Genomic DNA, 24588 nt, shown 5'->3' with positions numbered 1-24588 from the left:
GCGTTTGACCTGGGCGTGCGGGTCCAGGGCGTAGGCGGCCTGCTGGGCGCGGGCGGTGAGTTCCTTGGTGCCGACGCCTTCGAGGGCTGCGGGGTCGCCGGCGACGCTGGCGTCGACGGCGGCGCGGTCCTCGAGGCTGAGGCAGGCGGTTTCCTTCACCAGGATGGTGGCGCGCCATTCGTTGAGTTCACCGGTTTGGAGTGCGGCGAAGGTGTGGGGCATTTCGTTGACCAGGGTCCGAGACATGCCCAGCAGCCGGCCGGCGCGGTGGGGGATTCGCGCCGGGCCAGGGCGACCTGCCGGCCGACGCCCTGGCCCTGCTTCTCGGGTTTGATGCCGGCGGCGGCGTCGGCTTCGCGGCGGGAGCGGTCCAGCGCCACGGCATCGGCGGCCTGCAGCGCGCAGGCGGAGGATTTGAGGTTCTCCAGCGCGCGGATCCGGTCGATCCGCGCCGCGTCGTCCAGGGCGTCGCCGGTCTTGGCCGCGTCCCGGAGCAGGGCCAGCCAGGACTCGATCTGCTGCGCGTCCGGCATCCCGCCGGCCGCGGCAGGCAAGGGCAGGGCACCGGCCCCGGATTCGGATTCGGGCGACGGCGGGCCCTCTGGAGGGGGCGGTTCATCCGGCGGCGGCCCGCCGGGAGGTGCCGGTTCGTCCGGCGGCGGTTCTTCCGCGAGCGGTCCCATGGTATCGAACATGTGTTCCAGCCTAGGAGGGCGCGTGACCTGACTCACCATCGTTTAAGCGGAATGTGGACAACCTAAACAGCCGGTGAGCTGTGGAGGCAGAGACGAAAACCGTCACCCGGCGGCGGCTGTTGCAGCGGGCCTGAAGATGGGGCCGCAACCCTGAACAGCGCGGACACGGAAGTTGCTACTGCTGCAGACCCTTTACACATTCGCTTCAAGTGACATGGCGCAGGCGGACGCGTGGGAGCACAGTGGGAGTTATCGCTGCGGTTCAGCCAGCGAGCAGGAACCAGCTCAGGATGGCGCAGGCGACGGCGGCGGCTGCCGCGGCGGCGAACCACGGTCGCCGGTGGGACGGCTTGGGGTCGTTCTTGGCCGTGCTGTTCCCGATTGACTTGGCGGACGGCTCGGCGGTTGGCGTGCTACCGGCAGGTTCTGCCTTCTTGGCTGGAACGGTTTGGATCATCCCGGTGCGAAGTTCCTTGCGCGTGGGCATGGGTTCGCCGGACGGCTTTTTCACGAGCGGTACCACCGGGATCATTCCTGTCGGAGGGACGGGATCGGCTGCGCCGGTGCGAATGTCACGGCGACGCGGGTACGGCTCGGTATTGCCAGGGGTGTTCATCAACTCAACTTCCAGCCGGCCGTCAGCGGCCGGATTAAGCGGGGGGATAGTCAGGGCGGTAGTCCCACGAAAGGGAAGCTCCGGTCCTTCGGCTATCCTACGGGCGAGGCAAGTGATTGATTGGGTGGTGCGGTCCGGCACGCCGGTGAGATTCGTGCCACGTTGTCCTTTGTGGCGACGGGTGGGAAGGCTAGTCGATTTCTTCACCGGCCAGTGCTTTGGCGGCAAGCCTTTCCTCTTCCGCCGTTTCCCAGACCTCCTTGGCGGCTCCGGCGTTGAGGACGATGATGATGAGGCCGAGGATGATGTCGGGCCAGCCCGAATCGAGCCAGACCGTGAGCAGCCCCATGGCAATGATGGCCAGGTTAACCAGGACGTCGTTGCGGGCGGAGAGGAAGGCAGCCGTGGCTAGGGAACTGCCGTGGCTGCGGAACCTGGACAGGATGAGCGAGCAAACGAAATTGACCACCACTGCACCGCCGGCAGTCAATACGAGGGATAGGGGGTCCGGTGGTTCGGGCGCTCCGGCTTTGACGAATGCCTGCCAGGCTGCAGCCAGGGCGGGCAGCAGGATGACCAGGGCCATCACTTTGCCGGCGGCGGCCCGCCGGTGGAGCGACCAGCCGAGGGCGGCGAAGATCAGCAGGTTAATGGCGGTGTCTTCGAGGAAATCGACGCTGTCGGCGAAGAGGGAAACGGACCCGATGGCGACCGCGACACTGATCTCCACGAAGAAGTAGGCCAAATTGAGGCCTGCAACCCAGAGGACCGTCTTTCGGAGCCGCCGTTCCAGTCCGGACCCGTGTGCTTTGGCGCTGTCCACCGAATTGCTGCCCTCCTGCCTGCTTTGCAGGCCAGGTGTCTGCCTCGCTGGCTACTGCAGGATATCGGAACCGAAGCCAAGCACCGCCGTCGTACTCCTGCAACCGCGGCCAGATGCCAGAGCTGCGGGACGCTGGACCCTAAATTACACCCACATGGCAGGTGCGGCGGGTGCGGAACGGGCGTACCCTGTCAGCATCAAGCCGCGGCGCGCGCTGGGGCGGTTGCACCCGCGGCACGTGCTTGGCGGCGGGAGTCCTGATGAGCAGTACGCAGCATGTGCTGGCCGTACATCCAACGGCGCCGGAAACCGCTCCCGAACATCGCCTGGCCCGCGGGGTCTGCATCGAAGCCTGCTTCGACTGTGCCCAGGCCTGCCGGTCGGGCGCGGACGCATGGCTGGATGAGCAGGGCGCGCAGAACATCCGCACCTGCCAGCGGGCGCAGGAGAACTGCGCGGATCTGTGCCTGGCGGCCGCGTCGATCCTGCCGCGGCTGGGATCGCCCGGGACGGACAGCGGCAAGGCGCTCATGGGTGCGCTGCTCGAAGCGTGCATCACGGCCTGCCGGCACTGCCGGGAACAGTGCGAGCCGCATGTGGGCTTCCCGCACTGCCGCTTGAGCCAGGAGGCCTGCACACGCTGCGAGCAGGCCTGTGTGGAGCTGCGCGATTCGCTGCGCCTGACCAGGCCGTGAGCAGCGGCGGCGGAGGGGGGAATGATGGAGCCGGGGTACGTCGTATGGTTCGAGGAGACCGGCATGGGCGACGTGCCGCGGGTGGGAGGCAAGAACGCCTCGCTGGGCGAGCTGGTGCGGTCTCTGGCTGAAGCAGGGGTGCAGGTGCCGGAGGGCTTCGCGGTGACGGCGGAGGGCTACTGGGAGTTCGTCCGGGCGAACGGGATGGAGCCGGGGCTGCGAGGCTGGCTGGAGCGCTACCGGTCGGGCGAGGTGGGCCTGGCCGAGGCGGGGCACGCGGTGCGGGAGCTGTTCCTGGCGGCGCAGTTTCCGCCGGAGCTGTCCGCGGCGATTGTGCAGGCCTACCGGCAGTTGTCGGAGCGGTCCAACACGCATGCGGCGCCGGTGGCGGTGCGCAGCAGTGCGACGGCGGAGGACCTGCCGGATGCGAGCTTCGCCGGGCAGCAGGAGACTTTCCTTAACATCGCCGGGGACCGGGCCCTGCTGGCAGCGTGCCGGCGCTGTTTCGCCTCGCTCTTCACGGACCGGGCGATCAGCTACCGGGCGATCAAGGGGTTCGACGACCTGCAGGTGGCCTTGTCCATCGGGGTGCAGCGGATGGTCCGGTCGGACGTCGGCGCCTCCGGGGTGATGTTCACGCTGGATACGGAGACCGGGTTCCCGGATGCGGTGGTGATCAGCGCCGCGTGGGGACTGGGCGAGACGGTGGTGCAGGGGACGGTCAATCCGGACAAGTACCTGGTCTACAAGCCGCTGCTGGGCCGCGACGGCTGCACGCCGATTATCGAGCGCACCCGGGGCGAGAAGGAGCGCAAGCTGGTCTACGGGCACGGGGGCAGCGTCCGCACGCGGCTGGTCGACACCACGGAGCGGGAGCGCCGGGCTCTGGTCCTTGACGACGGCGAAATCATGCAGCTCGCGCGCTGGGCCGTCGCCATTGAGCAGCATTACGGCACGCCGATGGACATGGAGTGGGCCAAAGACGGGACCACCGGCGGGCTGTTCGTGGTGCAGGCCCGCCCGGAGACGGTGCAGGCCGGGCGCAGTGGCAGCCGCTTCAGCGTGCACCGGCTGCTGGGCGAGGGTCCGCTGCTGGCCACCGGTGCCGCCATCGGGGATTCCATCGCCGTCGGTGAGGCCTGTGTGATCCGCAGTGCCGCGGAGATCGACCGCTTCCGGGACGGTGCGGTGCTGGTGACCGAGATGACGGACCCGGACTGGGTTCCGGTGATGCAGCGGGCCGCCGGCATCGTCACCGAACACGGCGGCACCACCAGCCACGCGGCGATCGTGAGCCGCGAACTCGGGGTCCCCGCCGTCGTCGGTACCGGCAACGCCACCGAAGCGATCGCCGACGGCGGACAGATCACGCTCTCCTGCGCCGAGGGCGACGAGGGGCACGTATACGACGGCGTGCTGGAGTACGAGACCGAGGAGATCAATCTGGCCGAACTGCCGCAGACCCGCACCGGCGTGATGGTCAACGTGGCCAGTCCGGCCGCGGCATTCCAATGGTGGCGGCTGCCGGCGGCCGGAGTGGGGCTGGCCCGGATGGAGTTCATCATCAACGACGTGATCCGCATCCACCCGATGGCGCTGGTGCACCCGGACCGGGTGGCGGATCCGGCGGATACCGAGCGGATCCGGGAGCTGACCGCGGGGTTCGAGGATCCGGGGGAGTACTTCGTGCAGGCACTGGCCACCGGACTGGGCAAGCTCGCCGCCCCGTACTTCCCGCGCCCGGTGATCGTGCGGCTGAGCGACTTCAAGACCAACGAATACGCCCACCTGCTCGGCGGCGCCGCGTTCGAGCCGGCGGAGGAGAACCCGATGCTCGGCTTCCGCGGGGCCTCGCGCTACTACGCCGAACGCTACCGGGAGGGCTTCGCGCTCGAATGCCGCGCGCTGGGAAAGGTGCGCGAACAGCTCGGCTTCGGGAACGTCGTCGTTATGATCCCCTTCTGCCGCACCCCGGCGGAGGCGGACAAGGTGCTTCAGGTGATGGCGGCGAACGGCCTGGTCCGCGGCGAGAACGGGCTGGAGGTCTACATGATGTGCGAGATCCCCTCCAACGTCATCCTGGCCGAGGAGTTCGCCGCGCGCTTCGACGGCTTTTCGATCGGCTCGAACGACCTGACCCAGCTGGTGCTTGGCGTGGACCGGGATTCCGAACTGCTGGCGCCGCTGTTCGACGAGCGCGACGAGGCGGTCAAGCGGATGATCAGCCAGGTGATCCGCGCCGCGCACGCCGCCGGGATCAAGATCGGCATCTGCGGCCAAGGGCCGAGCAACCACGCGGATTTCGCCGCCTTCCTGGTCGATGAAGGCATCGACACCATCTCGCTGAACCCGGACACCTTCGTGAAGACCGTGCCGCGGATCGCCGAGGCGGAACAGCGGCGCAAGGAGGAGCCATGAATAACGACGACGTTGCACGCCGCCCGGTGGTGCTGGTGGGCGTGGACGGATCCCCGCACTCGCACCATGCGCTGCGCGAGGCACGGCGCTTTGCCGGCCTGCTGGGCTGCGACGTCGAGGTGCTCACGGCGTGGCAGTATCCGCTGATGGTCGAGCCGATGTCCGCTGTCCAATGGGATCCGGCCGAGGACGCCCGGCAGCTGCAGGACGCCAGCGTGCGGGATGTGTTCGGCGCGGAGCCGCCGCCCGGCCTGCAGCGGACGGTGCGCCAGGGCCAGGCAGCGCACCTGCTGATCGAGGCGAGCAAGCGGGCGGAGCTGCTGGTCGTGGGCTGCCGCGGACACGGCGGCTTCGCCGGGCTGCTGCTCGGTTCGGTCAGCTCCTCGGTCGCCGCGCATGCGCACTGCGCGGTGCTGATCACGCATATCGAGCACACGCAGTAGCGGCCGCGAAAGATAACGAAATGGTTTCGATTGCCCCTAGACGGAGGCTGTGGGCAGGGCCATACTGTTTTTGACGCGCGCTTGGGGGCGGGTGTGCCGGACAAAGCAACCGGGGGGACCAATAGTGGCGTGCTTGGAGGACATCATGGGGATTGAGCGCTCGGGGGCCGGCCGGCTTCTGGCCATGGGAGCCGCGCTGGGAATCGCTGCCGGAGGCTGGGCGCTGGCCCCCGCCTCGGCGGCCCAGCCGGTGGATGAATACATCGTGGTCCTGAAGGACCATGTCGACGCTGAAACCGCTGCGGGCGAACACGACCGGCAGTATGCGCTGACCGAAACGGGAACCTACAGCCACGCCGTTCCGGCCTACTCCGCGGAGATGACCGCGGCCGCGGCAGGAGACCTGGCGGCCGACCCGGATGTGGCCTACGTGGCGCCGAACCGGACGTTCTCGCTCGCGGCGCAGTCCGTGCCGCGCAGCGTCACCCGGACCGGGGCGGATGAATCCAGCACCCGGGCCGGCGACGGCAGCGGCTCCGTCGATGTGAATATCGCCGTGATCGACACCGGCATCGACGGCAGCCATCCGGACCTGAACGTGCAGGGCGGTGTGGACTGCAGCAGCGGCAGCGCCCGGAACGAGTCGCCGGTGATCGACGTTTACGGCCACGGCACCGCGGTAGCCGGCGTCGCCGCCGCGCGGGACAACGATACCGGCCTGGTGGGCATGGCGCCCGGAGCCCCGCTGTGGTCGGTCCGCGTGATGGACAACGCCGGCGCGATCTCCGAAGCAGCCCTGCTCTGCGCCTTCGACTGGGTGACCGAAACCCGCACCGACAACGATCCGGCCAACGACATCGCGGTCGCCAACGTGAGCATCGGCGGACCGGGCGCGGACGACGGCGACTGCGGCAGCACCGGCGACCCGATGCACGCGGCCATCTGCCGCTCGGTCGAGGCGGGCGTGACCTATGCGGTGGCAGCGGGCAACAGCGGCGCGGACTTCGCCACCACGATTCCGGCGGCCTATGACGAGGTCCTCACGGCCACCGCCATCGGCGACTTCGACGGGCGCCCCGGCGGCGCGGGCTCCTCACTGTGCGACGGCGAAGACCTGACCCGGTACGCCCAGGACGACGGACCGGCGTCGTTCTCCAATTACGCCGGTTCCGGCGACGAAGACCACACCGTGGCCGGACCCGGCGTCTGCGTCCAGTCCACCGTGCCAGGCGGCTACGGCAACAACCACGGCACCAGCTTCGCCAGCCCGGCGGTGGCCGGTACGGTGGCGCTCTGCGTCAGCAGCGGAACCTGCAGCGGCGCCGCGAAGGACATCATGGCGAGCTTCCTGGCCGCCACGTCGGAGTACAACGAGGCCAATCCGGCGCACGGCTTCACGGGCGATGCATCGGATTCGGACGGCTCGCGCTTCTACGGCTACCTGATCCGCGGTTCCGTGTTCTAGGCCGGCGCGCTGGACAGCATGGCAGGGGACGACGGCGGACCTCGCCGCAGCGGGAACCCTCCGGAGCCTTCGCATCCGGAGGGTTCTCCCGCGGGAGGAGCTGCGCGGCCCCACCGGCAGCCGTTCTCCTCGGGGGATTCGGTGGAGCGGACCGTTTTCTTCAGCGACGCCGTGTTCGCGATCGCGATGACGCTGCTGGTGCTGGAGCTGATCATTCCGGAAGGGCTGGACCAGGAGCACCTGGGCGCGGCCCTTGCGGCAGCGGTGCCTGAATTCATCGCGTACGCGATCAGCTTCACGGTGCTGGGCATCGCCTGGCTGAGCCACCACCGGAAGTTCACCGTGATCCACCGGTACGACGCCCCGCTGCAGGCGCTGAACCTGCTGCTGCTGTTCTTCATCGCCGTGCTGCCGATGCCCACGAGCTTCCTGAGCAACTACGGCGGCGAGATCTCGCCCTGGCCGGCGGTGCTCTACGCCCTGGTCATCGCCGCCGTGTTCCTGGTGCTGAACCTGATCTGGTGGCATGCGTGGCGGGCGAAGCTGATCGAGCCCGTGGTGGACGAGCCGATGTACCGCTACCTGCTGTGGGCGATGCTGCCGGTGCCGGTGGTGTTCCTGCTGAGCATCCCGGTGGCCTTCATCAGCGCGGACGCGGCGATGTACGTGTGGATCCTGGTCATCCCGGCGCTGCTGCTGACCCGGCGAAGACCGCGGCTCCGGCGTCCCTGATCAGCCGGCCAGTCCGCGCACCCCGATGACCGCTGTGGCCAGGCCCAGGATCATCGAGGTGGACACCAGCATGAAGCGGTTGGTGAAGTAGCGCGTCAGCGCCCCGTTCTCGTCCCTGGCCCGCGGATCCTTCCACGCGGCCAGCAGGATGGGCGCCCACGCCACCAGCGACCAGACTCCGGCGAAGACCAGGATCCAGGCCAGTGCGGCCGGCATCGTCATGGCGGAACCCTTAGGCGCGGCCGGCGATCCAGGCCTCGGCCTGCGTCGCCTGGATCTTCAGCGCCTTGCCCAGCATCGGCTCGGCCGCGGAGGCCACCTTGCCGCCCAGGAACGGAATGCCGGAGGAAACCTCGCCCTCCAGGTCCACGCGGGTGCTGCCGCCGACGGCCACCAGCTTCTGCACCGCGTCGACATCCACCGGAGCGCCGGCGATCTTGACGTCGATGTTCACCGTGCGGGAGCCGTCCGCCTCGGGGGCCTGCCACTGCTCGGTCTGCGTGACGGAGAGGAACTCGCCGAGCATCTTGCGAGCAATGTCGGGCAGCCGGGTGGTCGGAATGTTCCGCACGACCTTCAGGGTGAAGGCACCGTCCACGGCGCCGTCCCGGTCCACGGACACCAGGCTGCCGCCGACCATTTCGCTGATGTGCCGCAGGAAGTCTTCGCTGATGAACGTCTCGGTGACCTCGGCGACGGGGTGGGACAGGGTGGTGGAGGCAGACAGTGCCATGGAAAGGACTCCCGGGGATCGGTTCAATTCGGGCCAGCAACCATCCTACTGGTTACCGCCGGCCGGCCCGTGACCCGGCAGCGGCAAAGTGAAAGTGAAGGTGCTGCCTTCGCCGAGCGCGCTGCGGCAGCCGATCGTGCCGCCATGCCGCTCGACGATGTCCTTCGACAGCGCGAGCCCCAGCCCGACCCCCGGAATGCTGCTCCGCCGCGCCGTCGTACTGCGGAAAAAGCGCGTGAAGACCTCGCCGGTCACATGCCCGGATCGGCCTCCACGGCCGCGCCGGCCAAATAGTCCGAGACGGCATCTTCGCTGATCCGGAATGAGTGGCTGATGTGCACTGCCGGCAGCTTTCCGGAATGCACCAGCCGGTACACGGTCATCTTGGAAACATTCAGCCGTTCTGCGACGTCCAAGACGGTCAGGAAGCTGCTGATGCCCGGTTCTTGTCCACGTTGCATTTTTCCTCCCCAGGAAACGTACAGCTACTCTAGGCCCGCGCCGCCTCCGCCGGAGCGACGGACACGGCCGGCGCGGGCGATTCTCAGGATGCCTTCAGGGTTCCCGGCTTGCCCGGCGTGAAGAGCCACAGCTCGAACAGCTCCCGCAGGTCCTGGCCCGAGTACGCCTCAGCGAATTCGGTGAAGTCCCGGGTGTCCACTGCCCTGCCGGAATGCTCCTCCGCCCAGCTGCGCAGCAGGCCGAAGAACTGCTTGTCGCCGAGCTCTTCACGCAGTGCATGCAGCACCATGGCGCCCCGGGCCTGCAGCGCCGGGTCGAAGAGGTGGTCCGCCTTGGGATCCGTCAGCCGCAGCTTCCAGAACTGCTCGCCGGAATCGATGCCGGCGTAGAAGTCGAACGTCTCCTGCGCGGTTCCGAGGTCCTGCTCCTCGTTCCACAGCCACTGGGCGTAGGTGGCGAAGCCGTCCGTCAGCCAGGCATCCTTCCAGCTGGCCACGGACAGGTCGGCGCCGAACCACTGGTGCGCCAGCTCGTGCACCATGTACGAATCCGCGCTGGCGGGATCGTAGAACCAGTCCTTTGCGTAGATTGGCCGGCTTTGGCTCTCCAGCGCAAAGCCCAGTCCGTCCTGCTCGGTCACTACGCCGCCGGCCGATCCGTACGGGTAGTCGCCGAACCGCTTGGAGAGGAAGGACAGGATCTCGGGCTGCCGGTCGAGCCCCTTCTGCGCCCTGGCGCCAATTGAGGTCGGGGTGGAAACACCGGCTTCCCAGTCATTGGTGTTGGCCGGGCTGCCCTCCGGCGCCCCCGCCACCGTCCAGCCCTCCAGCCGGTCCCGGTTGCGGTCGTTCTCGAACGACGTGGAGCCCTCGTCGGTCGACATGATGATGTCCTCGATCAGCACGCCGTCGTGCTGGCCGGTGATGTCGCTGGCGTAGGTGATGGACAGTTCGACGTCTTTGCCCTTGTAGGCCTCAAGGTCGAACTCCCACTTTTCCCAGCCGTCGCTGGCCCCGCTCGCTGCCCACCACTGGCCCGAGGTGCCTTCCGGCTGGCAGCCGCCCTCGCCGTCGTCCGTTTGGTAGCGCTTCAGGAAAGGATGCACCTCATGCCAGGCCGGGCAGGACTGTCCTGTGTCGGCCGTGGCGTGGCCGGTGGTGTCCTTGAGCGTGGTCCAGTCGTCGCTGCCGGCGGTGCGCGCCTCGACGAAGGCGAAGTCCCAGCCCGGCTCCGTGTCCCGGTGCAGCCAGAAGGAAAGCTCCGCCCCGTCGCCGGGCACGCTGACGGTCCGGGCCAGGCGCTTGTAAGAGGCATCCGAGGTGTGCGACCAGGCCAGGCCATTGCCGTTGCGCGGCGTGACCACGTCCTTGAGCGCCGGATCCAGCGCGTTCCAGTAGTCCGTGCCGCCCTTGGCATAGTGCTCGATGTCGAATTCGCCGATGTTGATGGACGCCAGGTACGGCGGCAACTGCTCCTTGGACTCCCACGACCAGGTGGTCCTGCCGGCCTTGCTGGACTTGCCCTTCAATGCCCCGTTGGCCAGCGCTTCCCAGCCTTCCGGCACGGAGATGTTGTAGCTGAACGAGGCCCGGTCGCTCGGGTGGTTGTTGGAAGGGAACCAGGTCGGCGCGCTGAGCGGATGGCCGGTGACCACGGCCCCGTCCTCGGTATGGATGAACCCGGCCGTGCCCGGTTCGGTAATCGTCTTGGGGACCCCTTCATACTTGACGACGACGGTGAATTCCTTGCCGCGCAGGATTCCCTGGGGAGCGGTGACAGTCAGCTCGCCCTCTTCCAGGACGTACCAGGCGGCCGTGAGCCGATTGACCTGGACGGACTCGACGCTGAGCCCGTCCAGGTCAAGATTGAAGGTCTCGAGATCCTGCTTCGCGCGGGCCGTGATCGTGGCCGTGCCGGCCAGCTTGTCCATTGGCGGATGGTAATCCAGGTCCAGCTGGTAATGCTTGACGTCATAGCCGCCGTTGCCGGCCTTCGGGAAGTACGGGTCCTTGAGGCCGGAGGTTCCTGGTTCGAATTCGACGGCGTCCGGATCCGGAGCGGCGACGGCCGGGAAGGACGGCAGCAGGCTGATACCGGCGGCCAGTCCCAGCGCAGCACCGGCTGCAGTGCCGCGGTGCAGCCAGCAACTGCCGAGCCGGCCCGCTGGCGCCGACTGGCCCGCTGGACCGGCTTTTCCTGACCAGGATCTGAAGCTCATGCTGTTCTCCCATGAAGCGGAGCGCCAGCCCCGCGTGCCCCCACTCGATTTCTTCAAATCTGGTGGTCCCTACCTTGCTCTGCTTGTCCTGACGTGTCAATGAAGTGCCGCCGGCACTCCGGTTCCGCGCCTGGATTCATCTTTGGAGCCACGCGTTGGGAAAAACTTGGATGCCGCTGCCGGACCTGGGCGCCGGCCGGCGGATTTTTGGGCGGCAAGCGGGCAGATCCGCACCAAAACGTCCGGAACTGGCAGTGGTTGATAGACACCAATCGGAAGTTCGCATAGGTTCGGTTCACCGCTGGGTGAACCGCATAATCACCCGGCGGCAGCCACTTACCGCATCACACAATCCGGAGGGCTACAGCAACCCGGTGGTGTTTCTTCGAGGCCTCGGGCAACACCTCGGACGGCAGCCTCGGGCAGAAGGCCAGGGGCAAGAGCATCCGGCAGAACGAACTGGCCATGACCTCTCTGCTGCTCGGCATGGCCAGCGGCAAAGTTGAGCAGATGAATCCCGAATCCTGGGAGCAGATTCCGCACCAGCCGGTCCGCGGCTACAACACGGACTACGCGGGCAACATCATCAACCCGTAGCCGAAAGCACCTAGGGCCCCGGCCCGGAGGGAACAATGTCTCTGTCCAGGCCGGGGCCCTGACTGTCTTCCGGAAGCACGCCACTCAACAGCCACCGGCCCTGTCTCCCGGCGCAGCCCAAGCGTATCCTTGGCACCAAAGGGACCCCCGCGGGTCCCGTTGCGGCATCATCAAAGGGGATGGGTGGCAATGATGGACGGGAACTGGCTCTTCTTGGGCTTCGCGTGGATCTTCGGCCTGGTGCTGTTGCTGGTCGTGGTGCTGCTGGCCGTGCTCGTGGTCCGGGCGCTGATCTCCTTCACGCGGAACGAAGGCGCCCAAACGTCAGCCGCAGGCGCGCAGCCGCTCGGCCCGCCGCCACGGAGCCGGGCGCGCCAGATTCTGGATGAACGGCTGGCGCACGGCCACATCACACCGGACGATTACAACGAGCGGCTGCGGGTCCTCGGCGAGACCCCGCTTCCCTGAAGGGGCTACTGGCGGCCGATGCCTTTGTAGTGCCAGCCGGCGTCGCGCCAGGCGGTGGGATTGAGCACGTTGCGGCCGTCGAGGATGTTCTTGTCGTCGACGAGGTTTCCGACGGCGGCCGGGTCCAGTTCGCGGTACTCCTTCCACTCGGTCAGCAGCACGAGGGCGTGCGCGCGGGCCAGGGCGGTCTTGGTCTCCGGCTCGTAGGCCAGCTCGGGGAAGCGGACCTTGGCGTTGGCCAGGGCCTCGGGGTCGGTGACGGTGACGGTGGCGCCCTGGAGCTGGAGCTGGGCGGCGACGGAGAGCGCGGGGGAGTCGCGCACGTCGTCGGATTCGGGCTTGAACGCGGCACCGAGGACGGTGATGCGCTTGCCGATGAGGGAGCCGCTGCACAGTTCGCGGGTGAGTTCGACGACGCGGGTGCGCCGGCGCATGTTGATCGCGTCGACTTCGCGCAGGAAGGTCAGGGCCTGGTCGGCGCCGAGTTCGCCGGCGCGGGCCATGAAGGCGCGGATGTCCTTGGGCAGGCAGCCGCCGCCGAAGCCGACGCCGGCGTTGAGGAACTTGCGGCCGATCCGCTCGTCCATGCCGATTGCGTCGGCCAGGGCCGTCACGTCGGCGCCGGTGGCTTCGCAGACTTCGGCCATGGCGTTGATGAACGAGATCTTGGTGGCCAGGAAGGAGTTCGCGGCGGTCTTGACCAGTTCGGCGGTGGCGTAGTCGACGACCAGACGGGGGGTACCATCGGCCAGCGGGGTGGCGTAGACCTCGTCGAGGGCGGCGGTGGCGGCTTCGCCGGCGGGCCCGGCGGGGATGCCGTAGACGAAGCGGTCCGGGGTCAGGGTGTCTTTGACGGCGTGGCCTTCGCGCAGGAATTCGGGGTTCCAGGCCAGCACGGCGCCGGGGGCCTTGTCCGCGGCCAGATCGGCGAGGCGGGCGGCGGTGCCGACCGGGACGGTGGACTTGCCGACGGCGATATCGCCCTCGTTCAGGTAGGGGAAGAGCTCGTTGAAGGCGGCGTCGACGTAGGTCAGGTCGGCTGCGTTCTCGCCTTTGCGCTGCGGGGTGCCGACGCAGACGAAGTGCACGCGGGCGCCTTCGGCGTCGGCCATGTTGGTGGAGAAGGACAGCCGCCCGGTTTCCTGGACCTCGGTCAGCAGTTCCGGCAGGCCGGGCTCGAAGAACGGCGCGCGGCCGGCCTGCAGCTCGCTGATCTTGCGCTCGTCGACGTCGATACCGATGACCTCATGGCCCAGCTTGGCCATGGAAGCTGCATGCACGGCACCGAGATAACCGCAGCCGATAACGGAAATTCGCATACTGATCCTTCAATGAGACTGGTCGTTGTGGCCGGCGAACCACCGGCATCCGCTATTGACAGTATCCCGCAATCGTGAAGGGAAGATTAAAGCCATGCCTCGTTTACGCCGCTTCTGTAGATGTCTCACTGAGCAGTTCCACCCAAAACCCAGGTCGGGGCGTTTTACGCATTGACATTTTGCGTTAGGGCGCTTTTAGGCCCAATAACCTGCGCTGGGAGCGCGGGGATGGACGAGTTGGGGGATGGGGATCCAAATGTCAGCAGTCTGTAGTGCCCGAATACCAAGGCCAAGCGAGGCCGTGGCACTCGCTGTGGACCTGGCTAGGTTCGCCGCCGGTTTCTGGGCACGCTTACGGTCGCGCGGCGCGCCCTTCCGCAGGTTGAGCTGATGCGCTAAGGCTTAAACTCCAAATTTCACGGCGGGATCTCCTCGCCTGTCAATAGCGGCACGGCGATGCGGGCGCAGCGCGGCCAAGATGCTGTGATTCTGAAACAAGGCCTTCCGATTTTTCTTGGACGGCATTAGTCTCTGGGCCACTAGCCGGAGTTGGGACCGAGGGAACCGGCGAATGGAGACAAAAGGGAATCGCATCTCATGAAGCATCAACGCACCACTCGCGCGGTCGCTGTGTCCGCCGTCGTCCTGCTTGCCCTGGGACTGGGCGGTACCGCTCAGGCAGCGCCGGACATTACGGAAAAGCTGCGGAAGGCCGTGAAGACCGACAACGTCGTCGGGCACCTGGAGGAACTGCAGGAGATCGCCGAGGCGAATGGAGGGAACCGCGCGTCGGGCAACCCTGGCTACGAGGCCGCGGCTGAGTACGTCGAGGAGCAATTGCGCGATGCGGGCTACGACCCGCAGCGCCAGTACTTCGACTACCAGCAGTTCATCGAGCACAGCCCGGCCGAACTGCAGCAGGTCGCGCCCGTTGAGACTACCTACGAAATCGGCACCCGCTTCCGCACCATGGAATACTCCGGTGCAGGAGACGTAACGGCTGCGGTGACGGCCGTGGACGTAAACTTCACGGACCCCGCCGCCTCCACCAGTGGCTGCGAAGCAGCGGATTTCGAGGGTTTCCCGGCCGGCAACATCGCACTTATCCAGCGCGGCACCTGCACCTTCGGCGAGAAGGCACAGGCAGCTGCCGCCGCCAAAGCCGCCGGTGTGATCATCTTCAACCAGGGCAACGGCGAGGGCCGGACAGATGTGCTCAACGGAACCCTCGGCGAGGTCACAGAGCCCTCCATCCCGGCCGTCGGCGGCGATTATGCCCTCGGCGTTGAACTGGCCGCCGACCCGGACACCACGGTGCGGATCAAGGTGGACGGCGAGGTCCTCGACTCGACTACGTTCAACATCCTCGCGGATACCAAGGGCAATGCAGACGAAACCGTCGTCGTCGGCGCGCACTTCGACAGCGTGGCCGAAGGAGCCGGCATCAACGACAACGGGTCCGGCACCGCCGCCGTGCTCGAAACCGCCATCCAGCTGGCCAAGACCAAGGCTGCTCCGGAGAACCGCGTTCGGTTCGCCTTCTGGGGAGCGGAGGAAAGCGGCCTGATCGGTTCGGAATACTACGTTTCCGAGCTGAGCGAGGCGGAAATTGCCCAGCATGCGCTCAACCTGAACTTCGACATGGTCGGCTCACCCAATGGCGTACGGTTCGTCTACGACGGCGACGGTTCGGAGTTCGGCCAGGCCGGGCCGGAAGGTTCAGCCGAGATCGAGAAGGTCTTCGCTGACTACTTTGCCTCGCAGGGCTTGGCCTCGGCTGAGACGGAGTACAGCGGCCGCTCCGACTACGCTCCGTTCATCGCAGCGGGCATCCCGGCCGGCGGACTCTTCACCGGCGCCGAAGGCACCAAGACCAAGGGCGAGGCGGCCATCTTCGGCGGCACCGCCGGCGAGGCGTACGATCCGTGCTACCACACCGCCTGCGACGACCTGTCCAACATCGACGAGAAGCTGCTGGGAGAGATGGCGGATGCCATCGTCTATGCCACGGCCACATTCGCCGAGGTCCAGCCACACAAGGGCAAGGGTAAGGGGCATGAAAAGGGCAAAGGCCTGGGCCACAACAACGGCAACCACGGCCACTGGGATCATCAGGGCCACAGCGAGCAGCGGTAACGCGCCCCGCTAACCCGGCACGGCGCCGTCGTTCATCTCTACGGGATGCCCGACGGCGCCGTTTTCCGTGCGCGCCGGTACTCCAGGACCGCGTACAAAATGACCAGCCCGATCGCCGCGCCATGCGTGTTGGCCAGCACATCCTGCATGGTGCCGAACCGGCCGGGCAGGAAGGTGTCCTGGCACAGCTCGATCAGGAAGGAGACCGCAAACGCGCCGGGCAGCGCTAGCCAGCGCAGCCCTTCGCGCAGCTGCACCCCGGCCAGCAGGCCGATCGGCACGAACATCGACACGTTCGCACTGGCTTCCACCAGGTTGTAGTCGATCCAATTAGGCGCGCCCAGCAACTGCAGCCGGGCCAGGATCCGCGCGATCGTCCCATGAGCCTGCTGGTCCACGGGGGAGGGCCAGAGCACGATGAAGGCCACCGTGACCAGGTAGAGCGCCAGCAGGAAAAGGGCCAGGTGGCCCCGGCCTCCGTTGGCACGCGAGGCAGGCAGGCGGTGCGGTACGCAATTCATCCGAGGCACTGGCAGTGAAATCGCTCTCGACGGTCTGGTGGATGGAGCGGTGAGCGGCATTATTGTTCCCGCAAGAGCTGCAGCTCGATTAGCCAGCTCGGAGTATGACTTTCCCGCCGGCACCCATCAGTATAGGTGCACAGCCATGAGGTTCACGTCATGCTCCCCTGCCCCGCCAAGGATCGTAAGCTGGAATTCCCGGAGAATGGGTTAGCCGCGGGTGTCCTCTTCGTAGACGTCGGGGATGCCGTCCTGGTTGGCGTCGACTCGTTCTTCCGCCTCTATCCGGCGGTAGTGCCGGTTGCGCGCGCGCAGGATGACCGTCGCGACGAGCGCGGAGATGAGCGATCCGCTAAGCACTGCGACCTTGGCGTGGTCGTGGTGCTCCGAACCGAGGGCGAAGCTGAGGTCGTTGACCAGCAGGGATACTGTGAAGCCCACGCCGGCGAGGATGGCGACACCGAGGACGTCGATCCATTTCAAGGACGGGTCGAGGTTGGCCTTCGTCGCCTTGGTGAGGACCCAGGTGGTGAGCATGATGCCGATCGGTTTGCCGAGGAACAGGCCGAGGATAATGCCCAGGGCCACGGAGTCCGTGATCGACGAGGTGAAACCGTCCCAGCCGCCGAGGGCGACGCCGGCCGAGAAGAAGGCGAAGACCGGCACGGCGAAGCCGGTGGACAACGGGCGGAAGCGGTGTTCGAGCTGTTCGGCCAGCCCGGGGCCGGAATCGGGTCCGCCATCCTTAACACGGCGCAGGACCGGGACCGTGAAGCCGAGCAGCACGCCGGCAACGGTGGCGTGCACGCCGGACGAATGCATCAGGGCCCAGGTGATGATGCCGAGCGGCAGGAGGATGACCCACGCGGCCAGATGGTGCCGGGCGAAGAACCTGGAGAACTTCTGCGTCAGGAAGGCGAAGCAGACGAGCGGCAGCAGCATCCAGAGCAGGAACGGCACATGGACTTCAGAGGTGTAGAAGAACGCGATGATGGCGATGGCGATCAGGTCATCGACTACGGCCAGGGTCAGGATGAAGATGCGCAGGGCGCTGGGCAGGTGGGAGCTGATCACGGCCAGTACCGCGACGGCGAAGGCGATGTCTGTGGCGGTTGGAATTGCCCAGCCACGCAGCGCCCCAGGGCCGGCAGCCAGATTGACGATGACATAGATCAGGGCCGGAACCGCTACGCCGCCGAAGGCCGCGGCGATGGGCACAATCGCCCGGCTGGGGGAGCGGAGGTCACCGGCCACGAACTCGCGCTTGAGCTCCAGTCCCGTCAGGAAGAAGAAGATGGCCAGCAGGCCATCGGAGGCCCATTTGCCGATGCTCAGCTGCAGGTGCCAGGGCTCGTAGCCGATTTCAAAGTCGCGGATGCCGAAGTAGCTGCCGGCAGCGGGGGAGTTGGCCCAGACCAGCGCTGCCACGGCGGCGATCAGCAGCAGGATGCCGCCAACCGTTTCCTTCCGCAGCAGGTCGCTGAGGCGCAGGTATTCGGGGTAGCTGCCGCGACCAAGAATCGTCTTGTTGGGCTTGCCGGAAGCAGGATCGCTCATGGGGCTCCTTCGGGGTCGGGTCATCAAGGACTTTGACGACCAGACTTCCCGTCACACCGTGAGCCAGTCTACATGCGCCCGCCCCAACGGCCGCAAGCTAACGACGCCGGTGCCCGGGTGCCGTCGTCCTTTCGCCTCTGCGGGTGGCGGCTCATTAACTGGCTGAGCGCACAGCCCGGCTGCAGGTGCCACCGGGTTTTCGGCCAGAGCCGAGCACCGGAGTTCTCCTGAAGCCGGGGCTGTGCGCCCAGGTGTTAGGGGGCTGACGCCCGTTGGGGTTCTAGCTGGCGAGGTCTTTGTGCGAGTCCGAGCGGCCGATGATCTGCTTCGGGATGAAGAAGGACAGGGTGAAGAGCGCCAGGCCGATGCCGAAGGCAGGAATGGCGCCGATCTCCGGCTCGAGGCCGAAGGCAACGAGGGAGCCGAGGAACAGCACCATCATGAGGGCGAAAGTGATGATGTTGCTGACCAGGTGGCCTTCGCCGGAATGGGAGCGCTGCTTGGGGGTTGCCATTTGGGTGTTTCTCCTCGAAATGCGTGGGTGGTGCTCCGGACGGTTCAGTATCCGGAAGTTGCTGTCTCGCCGTTAACAATAGCTACTGACGAGCTGGCTCCGATTCGTGTGGCGCCGGCTTCAAGCAGGGCTTTGGCGTCTTCGATCGAGCGTACGCCACCGGAGGCCTTGACCCCGAGTTCGGGGCCGACCGAGGCGCGCATCAGTTTGATGTCTTCGACGGTGGCGCCGCCTCCGGTGAAGCCGGTAGAGGTCTTCACGAAGTCCGCGCCCGCCTCGGCAGCGACCTCGCAGACCAGAACTTTCTGCTCGTCGGTGAGGAAATGGGTTTCCAGGATGACCTTCAGCAAAGCACCGCCGGCGTGAACGGCGTCGGCCACCGCGGCGATATCGGTGAAGAGGGAGCTGCGGTCACTGGCCCGGGCAGCCGCGACGTTAACGACCATGTCGACTTCATCGGCGCCGTCGAGATTCGCGCCGCGTGCCTCATACACCTTGACGTCCGTGGGCGTGGCGCCGAAGGGGAAGCCGACGACGGCGCAGGTCTTCACGCCCGATCCCTTCAGCGTGCTGTGCACCAGGGCAGTCCAGACAGGGTTGGTGCACACGGAGGCGAACTTGTACTTCACCGCTTCCTCGCAGACCTTCAAGATGTCCTCCCGCGACGCCTCCGGCTTGAGCAGCGTGTGGTCAATATAGGCGGCGACTCCGGACATTGGCATCCTCTCGAACGTGGTCTGCAGCCTCCATCTTTGCATAGAAGGCCAATGCGCTGCATTGGGCCTAGTCGCCCCGCGCGGCCGCGGAATGGCTAAACTCGAAAGTAAAATGTGGCCCCATAGTGAAATGTTTCACTAAGCTCCGGGCTTCATGGCTGCAACTGGGAGCCACACGAGCGGCATCGTCTCCGTATCTAGCGATAGATCAACCTCAACAGGAACGCAGCTAGCTGAAGATGGCAACTACTCCTTGGGGTGCTCGCGCGCTTCCTTCTCCCGCGCTTCCCGCTGGTGCTGTTCGAGTTTCTCTTCCGCCTCCCGGCGGCGTTCGGCTATGGCGCGGGGATCGCTCGCCGGCAGGTCCTCGCCGTCGTGGTGCCCATGGCTGTATCCGTGCCTCATGACGGCATCGTTGCACAATCCCGGGACGCGCAAAAGGGCATTCCTGGCGCTGGTGGACGGTCAGAGCTTCCTGCCGGCCAGCAGCTTGGCCGCCGCCGTTCCGCGTGCCCCGGAGCAGTTCTTCGTGTAGGTGCCGAAGATGAGCTTGCTGTTGACGCCCATCCGGAAGGCCATGCAGTCCGCGGCCATTTCAACCCCGCGGGTGGTCTTGTAGATCGCGTTGAGCTTCTTGTGCAGGGTCGGCTGCTGCGAGGGCAGGTAGAGGCTGAACTGCCGGATGTGCGCGCATTCGTGCAGGGCGGCGTACTTCAGCAGTTGGCCTGCCGGCCGGCGGGCGACGTTCATCCGCAGCGAGGTGCTGTAGGTGTAGCTGCGGGTGCGGTTCTCTTCGAGGATGATGACGTCCGGGCAGTACTTCTTGATCGTGTTGTAGACGGTCCGCTTGTAGCCGGTGTAATGCCGCGGGTTCTGATGCCGCAGCGTCGCGGTGGCCGAAATCCACTGCTTCTCCTGCTTTGTCGCGTTGACGACCAGGCGGTACTTCTTGGTCACCGTGGCGGCGGTGGAGGTGGTCCGGACGGTCACGGCGGTGGAATTGGTGAAGCCAGCCTGCTTGCGCCAGGTGAGCCGTTGCACGGTGACCCACTTGCCGCCGCGGCTCTCCTGCAGCGCGCCGGTCCGGTTGGTCTTGATGTTCTTCAGGTAGTAGTGCTGGGCAAAGCGTTTGTTCGACGCGACGTACCCGCCGGCGTTGTTGAACAAGGCCTTGGAATTGGTGCTTCCGACGGCGACGACGGTAGTCGCGGTGGCTGCGGCCGCAGGCTGGGCGGCCGGCAGCAGGGTTCCGCACGCCAGGGCGCACGTGATCAGGGCGGCTGGAATTTTCCCCACGTCGAGTGTCCTTCTCGAGTGACGGGCAGGGTCCAGCGCCCCGTTACCAGCCATGCCCGCGAAACTATGGATGGACCTCCATGGTCCCGGCTGCGGATGAAACGGACAACGCCGAAAATGAGGGGGCCATGGTTCGGAAAATGAGGGGTGGGACGGGCACGCGCCTATCATTCCGCCGTCGTAAGTGGTAGCAAGAAAGAGACTGCGGACCGACGTTCTGCCGGTCCGGAATGCCGGCACAAGGAGGCTCAAATGGCAATCTCGCGTGACCTGATCATCGGTGGCAAGCACGTTCCGGCCGCGTCAGGCAAAACCACTGAGGACATCAACCCCTACACCGGCGAGCCCTTCGCCACCGTGGCCGCTGCCGGTCCGGAGGACATGACGAAGGCGGTCGACGCAGCAGCGGAGGCGTTCGACGACTGGGTGGCGATGGCGCCGAGTGCCCGGCGGAAGATCTTCCTGAAGGCGGCAGACCTGCTCGAGGAGCGGGCGGAGAAGGGCGCCGAGCTGATGGCCGGCGAAGTGGGCGGCGTGAAGCCCTGGTCGCTGTTCAACACCGGGCTCGCGGCGAACATACTGCGCGAGGCGGCGGCGGCGACCACGGCGACCCGCGGGGACGTCCTGGCCACGGACATGCCGGGCGTGTATTCGCTCGCGGTGCGGCAGCCGTTCGGCGTGGTAGGCGCTATGTCGCCCTGGAATGCGCCGTTCATCCTCGGCATCCGAGCCATCGCGGTCCCGCTGGCCGTGGGCAACACCGCCGTGCTCAAGCCCAGCGAGGACGCTCCGCTCTCCTGCGGGCTCTACCTGGCGGATGCGCTGCTGGACGCGGGGCTGCCGCCGGGGGTGCTCAATGTGGTGACCAATGCCCCGGAGGACGCGGCCGACGTCGTTTCCGCAATGATCACCGATGAGCGCGTGCGGATCGTGAATTTCACGGGGTCGACGGCGGTGGGCCGCAAGATCGGGACCATGGCGGCCGAGAACCTCAAGCCCGCCGTGCTGGAGCTGGGCGGCAAGAACAGCCTGGTTGTGCTCAAGGACGCGGACCTGGACTACGCCGTGAATGCCGCGACATTCGGTTCGTTCATGAACGCCGGACAGATCTGCATGTCCGTGGACCGGGTGGTAGTGGACGAAAGCCTGGTGGAGGAGTTCACCGACCGGTTTGCCAGGAAGGTTTCCGGGCTGCCTACCGGCGATCCGACCGATCCGGCGACCGTGATCGGTCCGGCCGTGAACGCCAAGGCAGCGAAGCGGCAGTACGAACTGATCGACGATGCCGTGGCCAAGGGGGCCAAGGCCGTGGCCGGCGGGCACAAGCTGGAGAATTCCGTGGTGCCGGCGACGGTGCTGACCGGGACTACGCCGGACATGCGGATCTACCATGAGGAGATCTTCGGCTCCGCCACCACGGTGCTGCCGGCCCGCAGTCCGGAGCATGCGGTGGAGTTGGCCAACGACACGAAGTACGGGCTGACGGCTGGCGTGATCTCGGAGAACATCCACGAAGGGCTCAAGGTGGCGCAGCGGCTGCGTACCGGGATCGTGCATGTGAATGACCAGCCGGTAGCGGATGAGGCGATGGCGCCGTTCGGCGGGATCCAGAACTCGGGCTATGGCAAGTTCGGCGGCCAGGCAGGCATTGATTCCTTCACCGAGCAGCGCTGGGTCACGATCCAGCAGTACGGCCACGCGCAGTACCCGATCTGATCGGCGCCGATGTGTCAGCGGACACGCCGGGACAGGGGTGTTGGCGGCAGGGGATGAAACGTTATTATGTGGCTGGCGCCACTGTCATGGTGGTGCCATCCCTCCCCTGAAAGGCCAGTCGATGCCGCACGAGTCCTCGATGCTCCAACGTTTTGAACCAGCAGAAGCTGCCCTGGACGCATCCGCCGCCCAGGAGCACCAGTCCGCGGCTCTGGAGGCCGAGATCCGGGGCCTGCTGGGTGAGCTGGAGGGCAAGATCACGCGTTTCACCTGGCTCAACTCCTCGGCCGGGGTGCCGCAGGCCCAGCGCGAGGAGAACCTGCACTCGCTGACCTTCATGCAGGTGGCGCTGGAGGACATCGCGGCCACGGTCGTGGGCATCGCGGCCTCGTCCGGCGCTGGCGGCGGGACCGTTGCACCCGAGGTGGAGTTGCCCAGCTGCAGCTGACCGGGCGGTGGTCCGCTCCGGCGCTGCCGGCTCATTCCCGCTTGACTCCTGCCGGAGTATCTTGGGGAGATGATGTCCCACGCGGACGGTCCGGCCAAGCCGCGCTGGCCGGGGTGGCTGGCGCTTGGTGTGTGCACGGCGGCCGCCGCGCTGATCATCGTGGGTTTTCCGATGGCTTTGCAGGGCCTGTGCGCGCTGGAGAACCTCTGCAGCGCCGATGAGGCACAGGCCTCCGCCGCGGGCGCTGTCCTCGCGCAGGTCGGGCTGGCCGGAGTGCTCCCCGGCATGGCGCTGGGTGCCGTGGCGGCCTTCACCGGACGCGGCCGCGGCGCCGGGGTGTGCTCGCTCCTGGTTCCGCTCGTGCCGCTGGGCCTGTTCTGGCTGCATGCGCTGACGACGACAGGGTACGGCGCGGTCATTGCCTGAGCGGACGCTACAGGCCCAAGGCGTCGTTGATGTCCTCGAGCATCTGGTCCAGCCGCTCCCGTGCCTGCGTGTACTTGGCGGGCAGTTCGTCCGCGCCGTCCACCGGCTGGACCACTTCGAGGTAGCACTTGAGCTTCGGTTCGGTGCCGCTGGGCCGGATGATTACGCGGGAGCCGTCCCGGGTTGTGTACAGCAGTCCCTCGGTCGGCGGCAGCTCCGCACTGCCGAGGGCGAGATCCGTGGTGGTTTCCACCGGGGAGCCGCCGAAGGACGCCGGCGGGTTCTCCCGCAGCCTGCGCATCATGGCGTCCAGCAGGTCGAGGCTGCCCACGCGGACGGAGAGTTGGTCCGTGGCGTGCACCCCGTGGGCCAGCGCCAGTTCGTCCAGCTCGTCCTGGAGGGTCCGGCCCTTGGCCAGGGAGTCCGCGGCATACTCGGCGATCAGCAGGGCTGCGGAGATGCCGTCCTTGTCCTTGACCAGCTCCGGCGCCACGCAGTAGCCCAGCGCCTCTTCGTAGCCGTAGGCCAGCCCGGGCACCCGGGAGATCCACTTGAAGCCGGTCAAGGTCTGGGTGTGGGCAAGGCCGTGCCGCTCGGCCACCTTGCCCAGCAGCCGGGACGACACGATCGAGTTGGCAAAGACGGCCGTGCCGGAAGCCGCTCCGTGGAGCCGGGCGGCCAGATGCGAGCCGAGCAGCGCACCGACTTCATCGCCGCGCAGCATGCTCCACTTGCCGCTGGCGGACCGCTTGATCGCCACGGCGGCCCGATCCGCATCCGGGTCATTGGCCAGCACAATGTCGGCGTCGGTTTCCGCGGCCAGCTCCAGGGCGAGGTCCAGGGCGCCTGCCTCCTCGGGATTCGGGAAGGCCACGGTGGGGAAGTCCGGGTCCGGCTGGGCCTGCGGCTCCACCAGGGCCACGTCCTCGAATCCGGCCCGCTGCAGCACCGCCAGCGCCGTCTGACCGCCCACCCCGTGCAGGGGCGTGAGCACGATTTTCAGGTTCCGCGCCGGGAAGAGCCGCGGGTCGGCCAGCGCGGTCACGGCGTCGACGTAGGCGTCCTCGATCGATCCCGGTTCACCGGAAGCCGGCAGGACGCTCCAGCCGTCCTCGGCCAGGGCGATGCCCTCGATTCCGTCGAAGGCCGCGATCTCGGCGGCGATCTGGGCATCGGCGGGCGCAACGAGCTGGGCGCCGCGTCCGGCGTCGTCCGTGACCCGGCCGCCCAGGTAGACCTTGTAGCCGTTGTCCTGCGGCGGGTTGTGGCTCGCCGTCACCATGACGCCGCCGTCGCACTCCAGGGACCGGACCGCATAGGCGAGCACCGGCGTCGGCAGCGCGGACGGCAGCAGGAAGGTTTCGATCCCGGCGGCGGTGAAGATGGCGGCGGTTTCCTGCGCGAAGATGTCCGAGTTGCGGCGGGCGTCATAACCGACGACGGCGCGTGGCCGGCTTGTGGTCCCGACTTTCGCCACCAGGTACCTCGCCACCCCAGCGGCAGCGCGGCGGACCACCACACGGTTCATCCGGTTGGGCCCGGGGCCCAGCGCCGCGCGCAGGCCGGCGGTGCCG

The 24588-nt window shown here is 67.0% G+C and carries 27 protein-coding genes; 11 read left to right on the top strand and 16 right to left on the bottom strand.

All coding sequences use genetic code 11. The annotated features are described in order from the left end of the window. Nucleotides 1-155: 155 nt before the first annotated feature. The 3 genes from D477_RS22720 to D477_RS13120 all read right to left on the bottom strand — a co-directional run bounded on the left by D477_RS22720 (nucleotide 156) and on the right by D477_RS13120 (nucleotide 2134). Nucleotides 156-695, bottom strand: a complete 540-nt coding sequence (locus D477_RS22720; RefSeq protein ID WP_005269983.1) for a hypothetical protein — start codon at nucleotides 693-695, stop codon at nucleotides 156-158. A gap of 262 nt (nucleotides 696-957) precedes the next feature. Continuing rightward, on the bottom strand, nucleotides 958-1206 hold the full coding sequence (locus D477_RS13125; protein ID WP_150110120.1) for a hypothetical protein: 249 nt from the start codon (nucleotides 1204-1206) through the stop codon (nucleotides 958-960). A gap of 295 nt (nucleotides 1207-1501) precedes the next feature. Continuing rightward, a complete protein-coding gene (locus D477_RS13120) occupies nucleotides 1502-2134 on the bottom strand; it encodes a cation transporter (protein WP_005269980.1) in 633 nt (210 codons plus the stop codon). 260 nt (nucleotides 2135-2394) lie between these two features. Here D477_RS13120 and D477_RS13115 point away from each other — a divergent pair, with 260 nt between their 5' ends. The 5 genes from D477_RS13115 (at nucleotide 2395) to D477_RS13095 (ending at nucleotide 7887) form a co-directional block, all read left to right on the top strand. Continuing rightward, the gene (locus D477_RS13115; RefSeq protein WP_005269979.1) at nucleotides 2395-2829 is read left to right on the top strand and encodes a hypothetical protein; all 435 of its coding nucleotides are present in this window, start codon (nucleotides 2395-2397) and stop codon (nucleotides 2827-2829) included. A gap of 21 nt (nucleotides 2830-2850) precedes the next feature. Beyond that, nucleotides 2851-5247, top strand: coding sequence for a phosphoenolpyruvate synthase (ppsA, locus tag D477_RS13110; RefSeq protein ID WP_005269978.1), 2397 nt, complete (start codon nucleotides 2851-2853; stop codon nucleotides 5245-5247). Next, the gene (locus tag D477_RS13105) at nucleotides 5244-5690 is read left to right on the top strand and encodes a universal stress protein (RefSeq protein ID WP_005269977.1); all 447 of its coding nucleotides are present in this window, start codon (nucleotides 5244-5246) and stop codon (nucleotides 5688-5690) included. The genes ppsA and D477_RS13105 overlap by 4 nt, the downstream gene beginning before the upstream one ends. Before the next feature lie 145 nt (nucleotides 5691-5835). Then, nucleotides 5836-7155, top strand: coding sequence for a S8 family serine peptidase (locus tag D477_RS13100; protein ID WP_005269976.1), 1320 nt, complete (start codon nucleotides 5836-5838; stop codon nucleotides 7153-7155). Nucleotides 7156-7296: 141 nt separating this feature from the next. Continuing rightward, complete coding sequence (locus D477_RS13095; RefSeq protein WP_005269975.1) at nucleotides 7297-7887, top strand: TMEM175 family protein; 591 nt, start codon at nucleotides 7297-7299, stop codon at nucleotides 7885-7887. On the opposite strand, the gene D477_RS13090 is transcribed toward D477_RS13095, so the two are convergent. From D477_RS13090 to D477_RS21265, 5 genes are all read right to left on the bottom strand, one after another. Then, nucleotides 7888-8109, bottom strand: coding sequence for an SCO4848 family membrane protein (locus tag D477_RS13090; RefSeq protein ID WP_005269966.1), 222 nt, complete (start codon nucleotides 8107-8109; stop codon nucleotides 7888-7890). A gap of 10 nt (nucleotides 8110-8119) precedes the next feature. Then, nucleotides 8120-8620 carry a DUF2505 domain-containing protein gene (locus tag D477_RS13085; RefSeq protein ID WP_005269965.1) on the bottom strand — a complete coding sequence of 167 codons (501 nt, stop codon included), beginning with the start codon at nucleotides 8618-8620 and terminating at the stop codon, nucleotides 8120-8122. Nucleotides 8621-8665: 45 nt separating this feature from the next. After that, on the bottom strand, nucleotides 8666-8875 hold the full coding sequence (locus D477_RS13080) for an ATP-binding protein (RefSeq protein ID WP_005269963.1): 210 nt from the start codon (nucleotides 8873-8875) through the stop codon (nucleotides 8666-8668). Beyond that, nucleotides 8872-9081 (bottom strand): helix-turn-helix domain-containing protein, encoded by a 210-nt coding sequence (locus tag D477_RS13075; protein ID WP_005269961.1) that lies wholly within the window; start codon nucleotides 9079-9081, stop codon nucleotides 8872-8874. Before D477_RS13075 ends, D477_RS13080 begins: the two co-directional genes overlap by 4 nt. Nucleotides 9082-9164: 83 nt before the next feature. Beyond that, complete coding sequence (locus D477_RS21265; protein ID WP_005269959.1) at nucleotides 9165-11300, bottom strand: M1 family metallopeptidase; 2136 nt, start codon at nucleotides 11298-11300, stop codon at nucleotides 9165-9167. A 465-nt stretch (nucleotides 11301-11765) separates the two neighbouring features. On the opposite strand from D477_RS21265, the gene D477_RS23560 reads away from it, so the two are divergent. Together D477_RS23560 and D477_RS13060 are read left to right on the top strand one after the other, a co-directional pair. After that, entirely contained in the window at nucleotides 11766-11897 is a 132-nt protein-coding gene (locus D477_RS23560; protein WP_272943823.1) for a hypothetical protein, read from the top strand. 189 nt (nucleotides 11898-12086) lie between these two features. Then, a complete protein-coding gene (locus tag D477_RS13060) occupies nucleotides 12087-12365 on the top strand; it encodes an SHOCT domain-containing protein (protein ID WP_005269957.1) in 279 nt (92 codons plus the stop codon). Nucleotides 12366-12370: 5 nt separating this feature from the next. On the opposite strand, the gene D477_RS13055 is transcribed toward D477_RS13060, so the two are convergent. Next, nucleotides 12371-13684 carry a UDP-glucose dehydrogenase family protein gene (locus D477_RS13055; RefSeq protein ID WP_005269953.1) on the bottom strand — a complete coding sequence of 438 codons (1314 nt, stop codon included), beginning with the start codon at nucleotides 13682-13684 and terminating at the stop codon, nucleotides 12371-12373. A gap of 597 nt (nucleotides 13685-14281) precedes the next feature. On the opposite strand from D477_RS13055, the gene D477_RS13050 reads away from it, so the two are divergent. Next, nucleotides 14282-15820: a M20/M25/M40 family metallo-hydrolase gene (locus D477_RS13050; protein WP_005269952.1), complete on the top strand. Its 1539-nt coding sequence runs from the start codon at nucleotides 14282-14284 to the stop codon at nucleotides 15818-15820. 38 nt (nucleotides 15821-15858) lie between these two features. Here D477_RS13050 and D477_RS13045 read toward each other — a convergent pair whose 3' ends face one another. The 6 genes from D477_RS13045 to D477_RS13025 all read right to left on the bottom strand — a co-directional run bounded on the left by D477_RS13045 (nucleotide 15859) and on the right by D477_RS13025 (nucleotide 20424). Continuing rightward, nucleotides 15859-16341: a VanZ family protein gene (locus D477_RS13045; protein WP_005269951.1), complete on the bottom strand. Its 483-nt coding sequence runs from the start codon at nucleotides 16339-16341 to the stop codon at nucleotides 15859-15861. A gap of 210 nt (nucleotides 16342-16551) precedes the next feature. After that, on the bottom strand, nucleotides 16552-17898 hold the full coding sequence (gene nhaA / locus D477_RS13040) for a Na+/H+ antiporter NhaA (RefSeq protein ID WP_005269950.1): 1347 nt from the start codon (nucleotides 17896-17898) through the stop codon (nucleotides 16552-16554). A gap of 280 nt (nucleotides 17899-18178) precedes the next feature. Beyond that, on the bottom strand, nucleotides 18179-18412 hold the full coding sequence (locus D477_RS13035) for a hypothetical protein (RefSeq protein WP_005269949.1): 234 nt from the start codon (nucleotides 18410-18412) through the stop codon (nucleotides 18179-18181). Between the two features lie 44 nt (nucleotides 18413-18456). Further along, entirely contained in the window at nucleotides 18457-19128 is a 672-nt protein-coding gene (gene deoC, locus D477_RS13030; RefSeq protein ID WP_005269948.1) for a deoxyribose-phosphate aldolase, read from the bottom strand. A 246-nt stretch (nucleotides 19129-19374) separates the two neighbouring features. After that, nucleotides 19375-19533 carry a hypothetical protein gene (locus D477_RS22715; protein ID WP_190273569.1) on the bottom strand — a complete coding sequence of 53 codons (159 nt, stop codon included), beginning with the start codon at nucleotides 19531-19533 and terminating at the stop codon, nucleotides 19375-19377. A 60-nt stretch (nucleotides 19534-19593) separates the two neighbouring features. Then, nucleotides 19594-20424 carry a hypothetical protein gene (locus D477_RS13025; protein ID WP_005269946.1) on the bottom strand — a complete coding sequence of 277 codons (831 nt, stop codon included), beginning with the start codon at nucleotides 20422-20424 and terminating at the stop codon, nucleotides 19594-19596. A 252-nt stretch (nucleotides 20425-20676) separates the two neighbouring features. Here D477_RS13025 and D477_RS13020 point away from each other — a divergent pair, with 252 nt between their 5' ends. From D477_RS13020 to D477_RS13010, 3 genes are all read left to right on the top strand, one after another. Next, the gene (locus D477_RS13020; protein WP_005269945.1) at nucleotides 20677-22140 is read left to right on the top strand and encodes an aldehyde dehydrogenase family protein; all 1464 of its coding nucleotides are present in this window, start codon (nucleotides 20677-20679) and stop codon (nucleotides 22138-22140) included. Between the two features lie 121 nt (nucleotides 22141-22261). Next, nucleotides 22262-22588 carry a hypothetical protein gene (locus D477_RS13015; RefSeq protein ID WP_005269943.1) on the top strand — a complete coding sequence of 109 codons (327 nt, stop codon included), beginning with the start codon at nucleotides 22262-22264 and terminating at the stop codon, nucleotides 22586-22588. Between the two features lie 69 nt (nucleotides 22589-22657). After that, nucleotides 22658-23014, top strand: coding sequence for a hypothetical protein (locus D477_RS13010; protein WP_005269934.1), 357 nt, complete (start codon nucleotides 22658-22660; stop codon nucleotides 23012-23014). A gap of 7 nt (nucleotides 23015-23021) precedes the next feature. Here the strand turns inward: D477_RS13010 and D477_RS13005 are convergent. Then, nucleotides 23022-24588 (bottom strand): phospho-sugar mutase (locus tag D477_RS13005; protein ID WP_005269932.1); only part of this gene is annotated, 1567 nt, incomplete at its 5' end.

The organism is Arthrobacter crystallopoietes BAB-32 (assembly GCF_000328305.2).
In the GTDB taxonomy this organism is placed as follows: Bacteria; Actinomycetota; Actinomycetes; order Actinomycetales; family Micrococcaceae; genus Crystallibacter; species Crystallibacter crystallopoietes_A.
The sequence above is the reverse complement of the archived record's forward strand: the minus strand, read 5'-3'. Positions and strand labels throughout refer to the sequence as shown.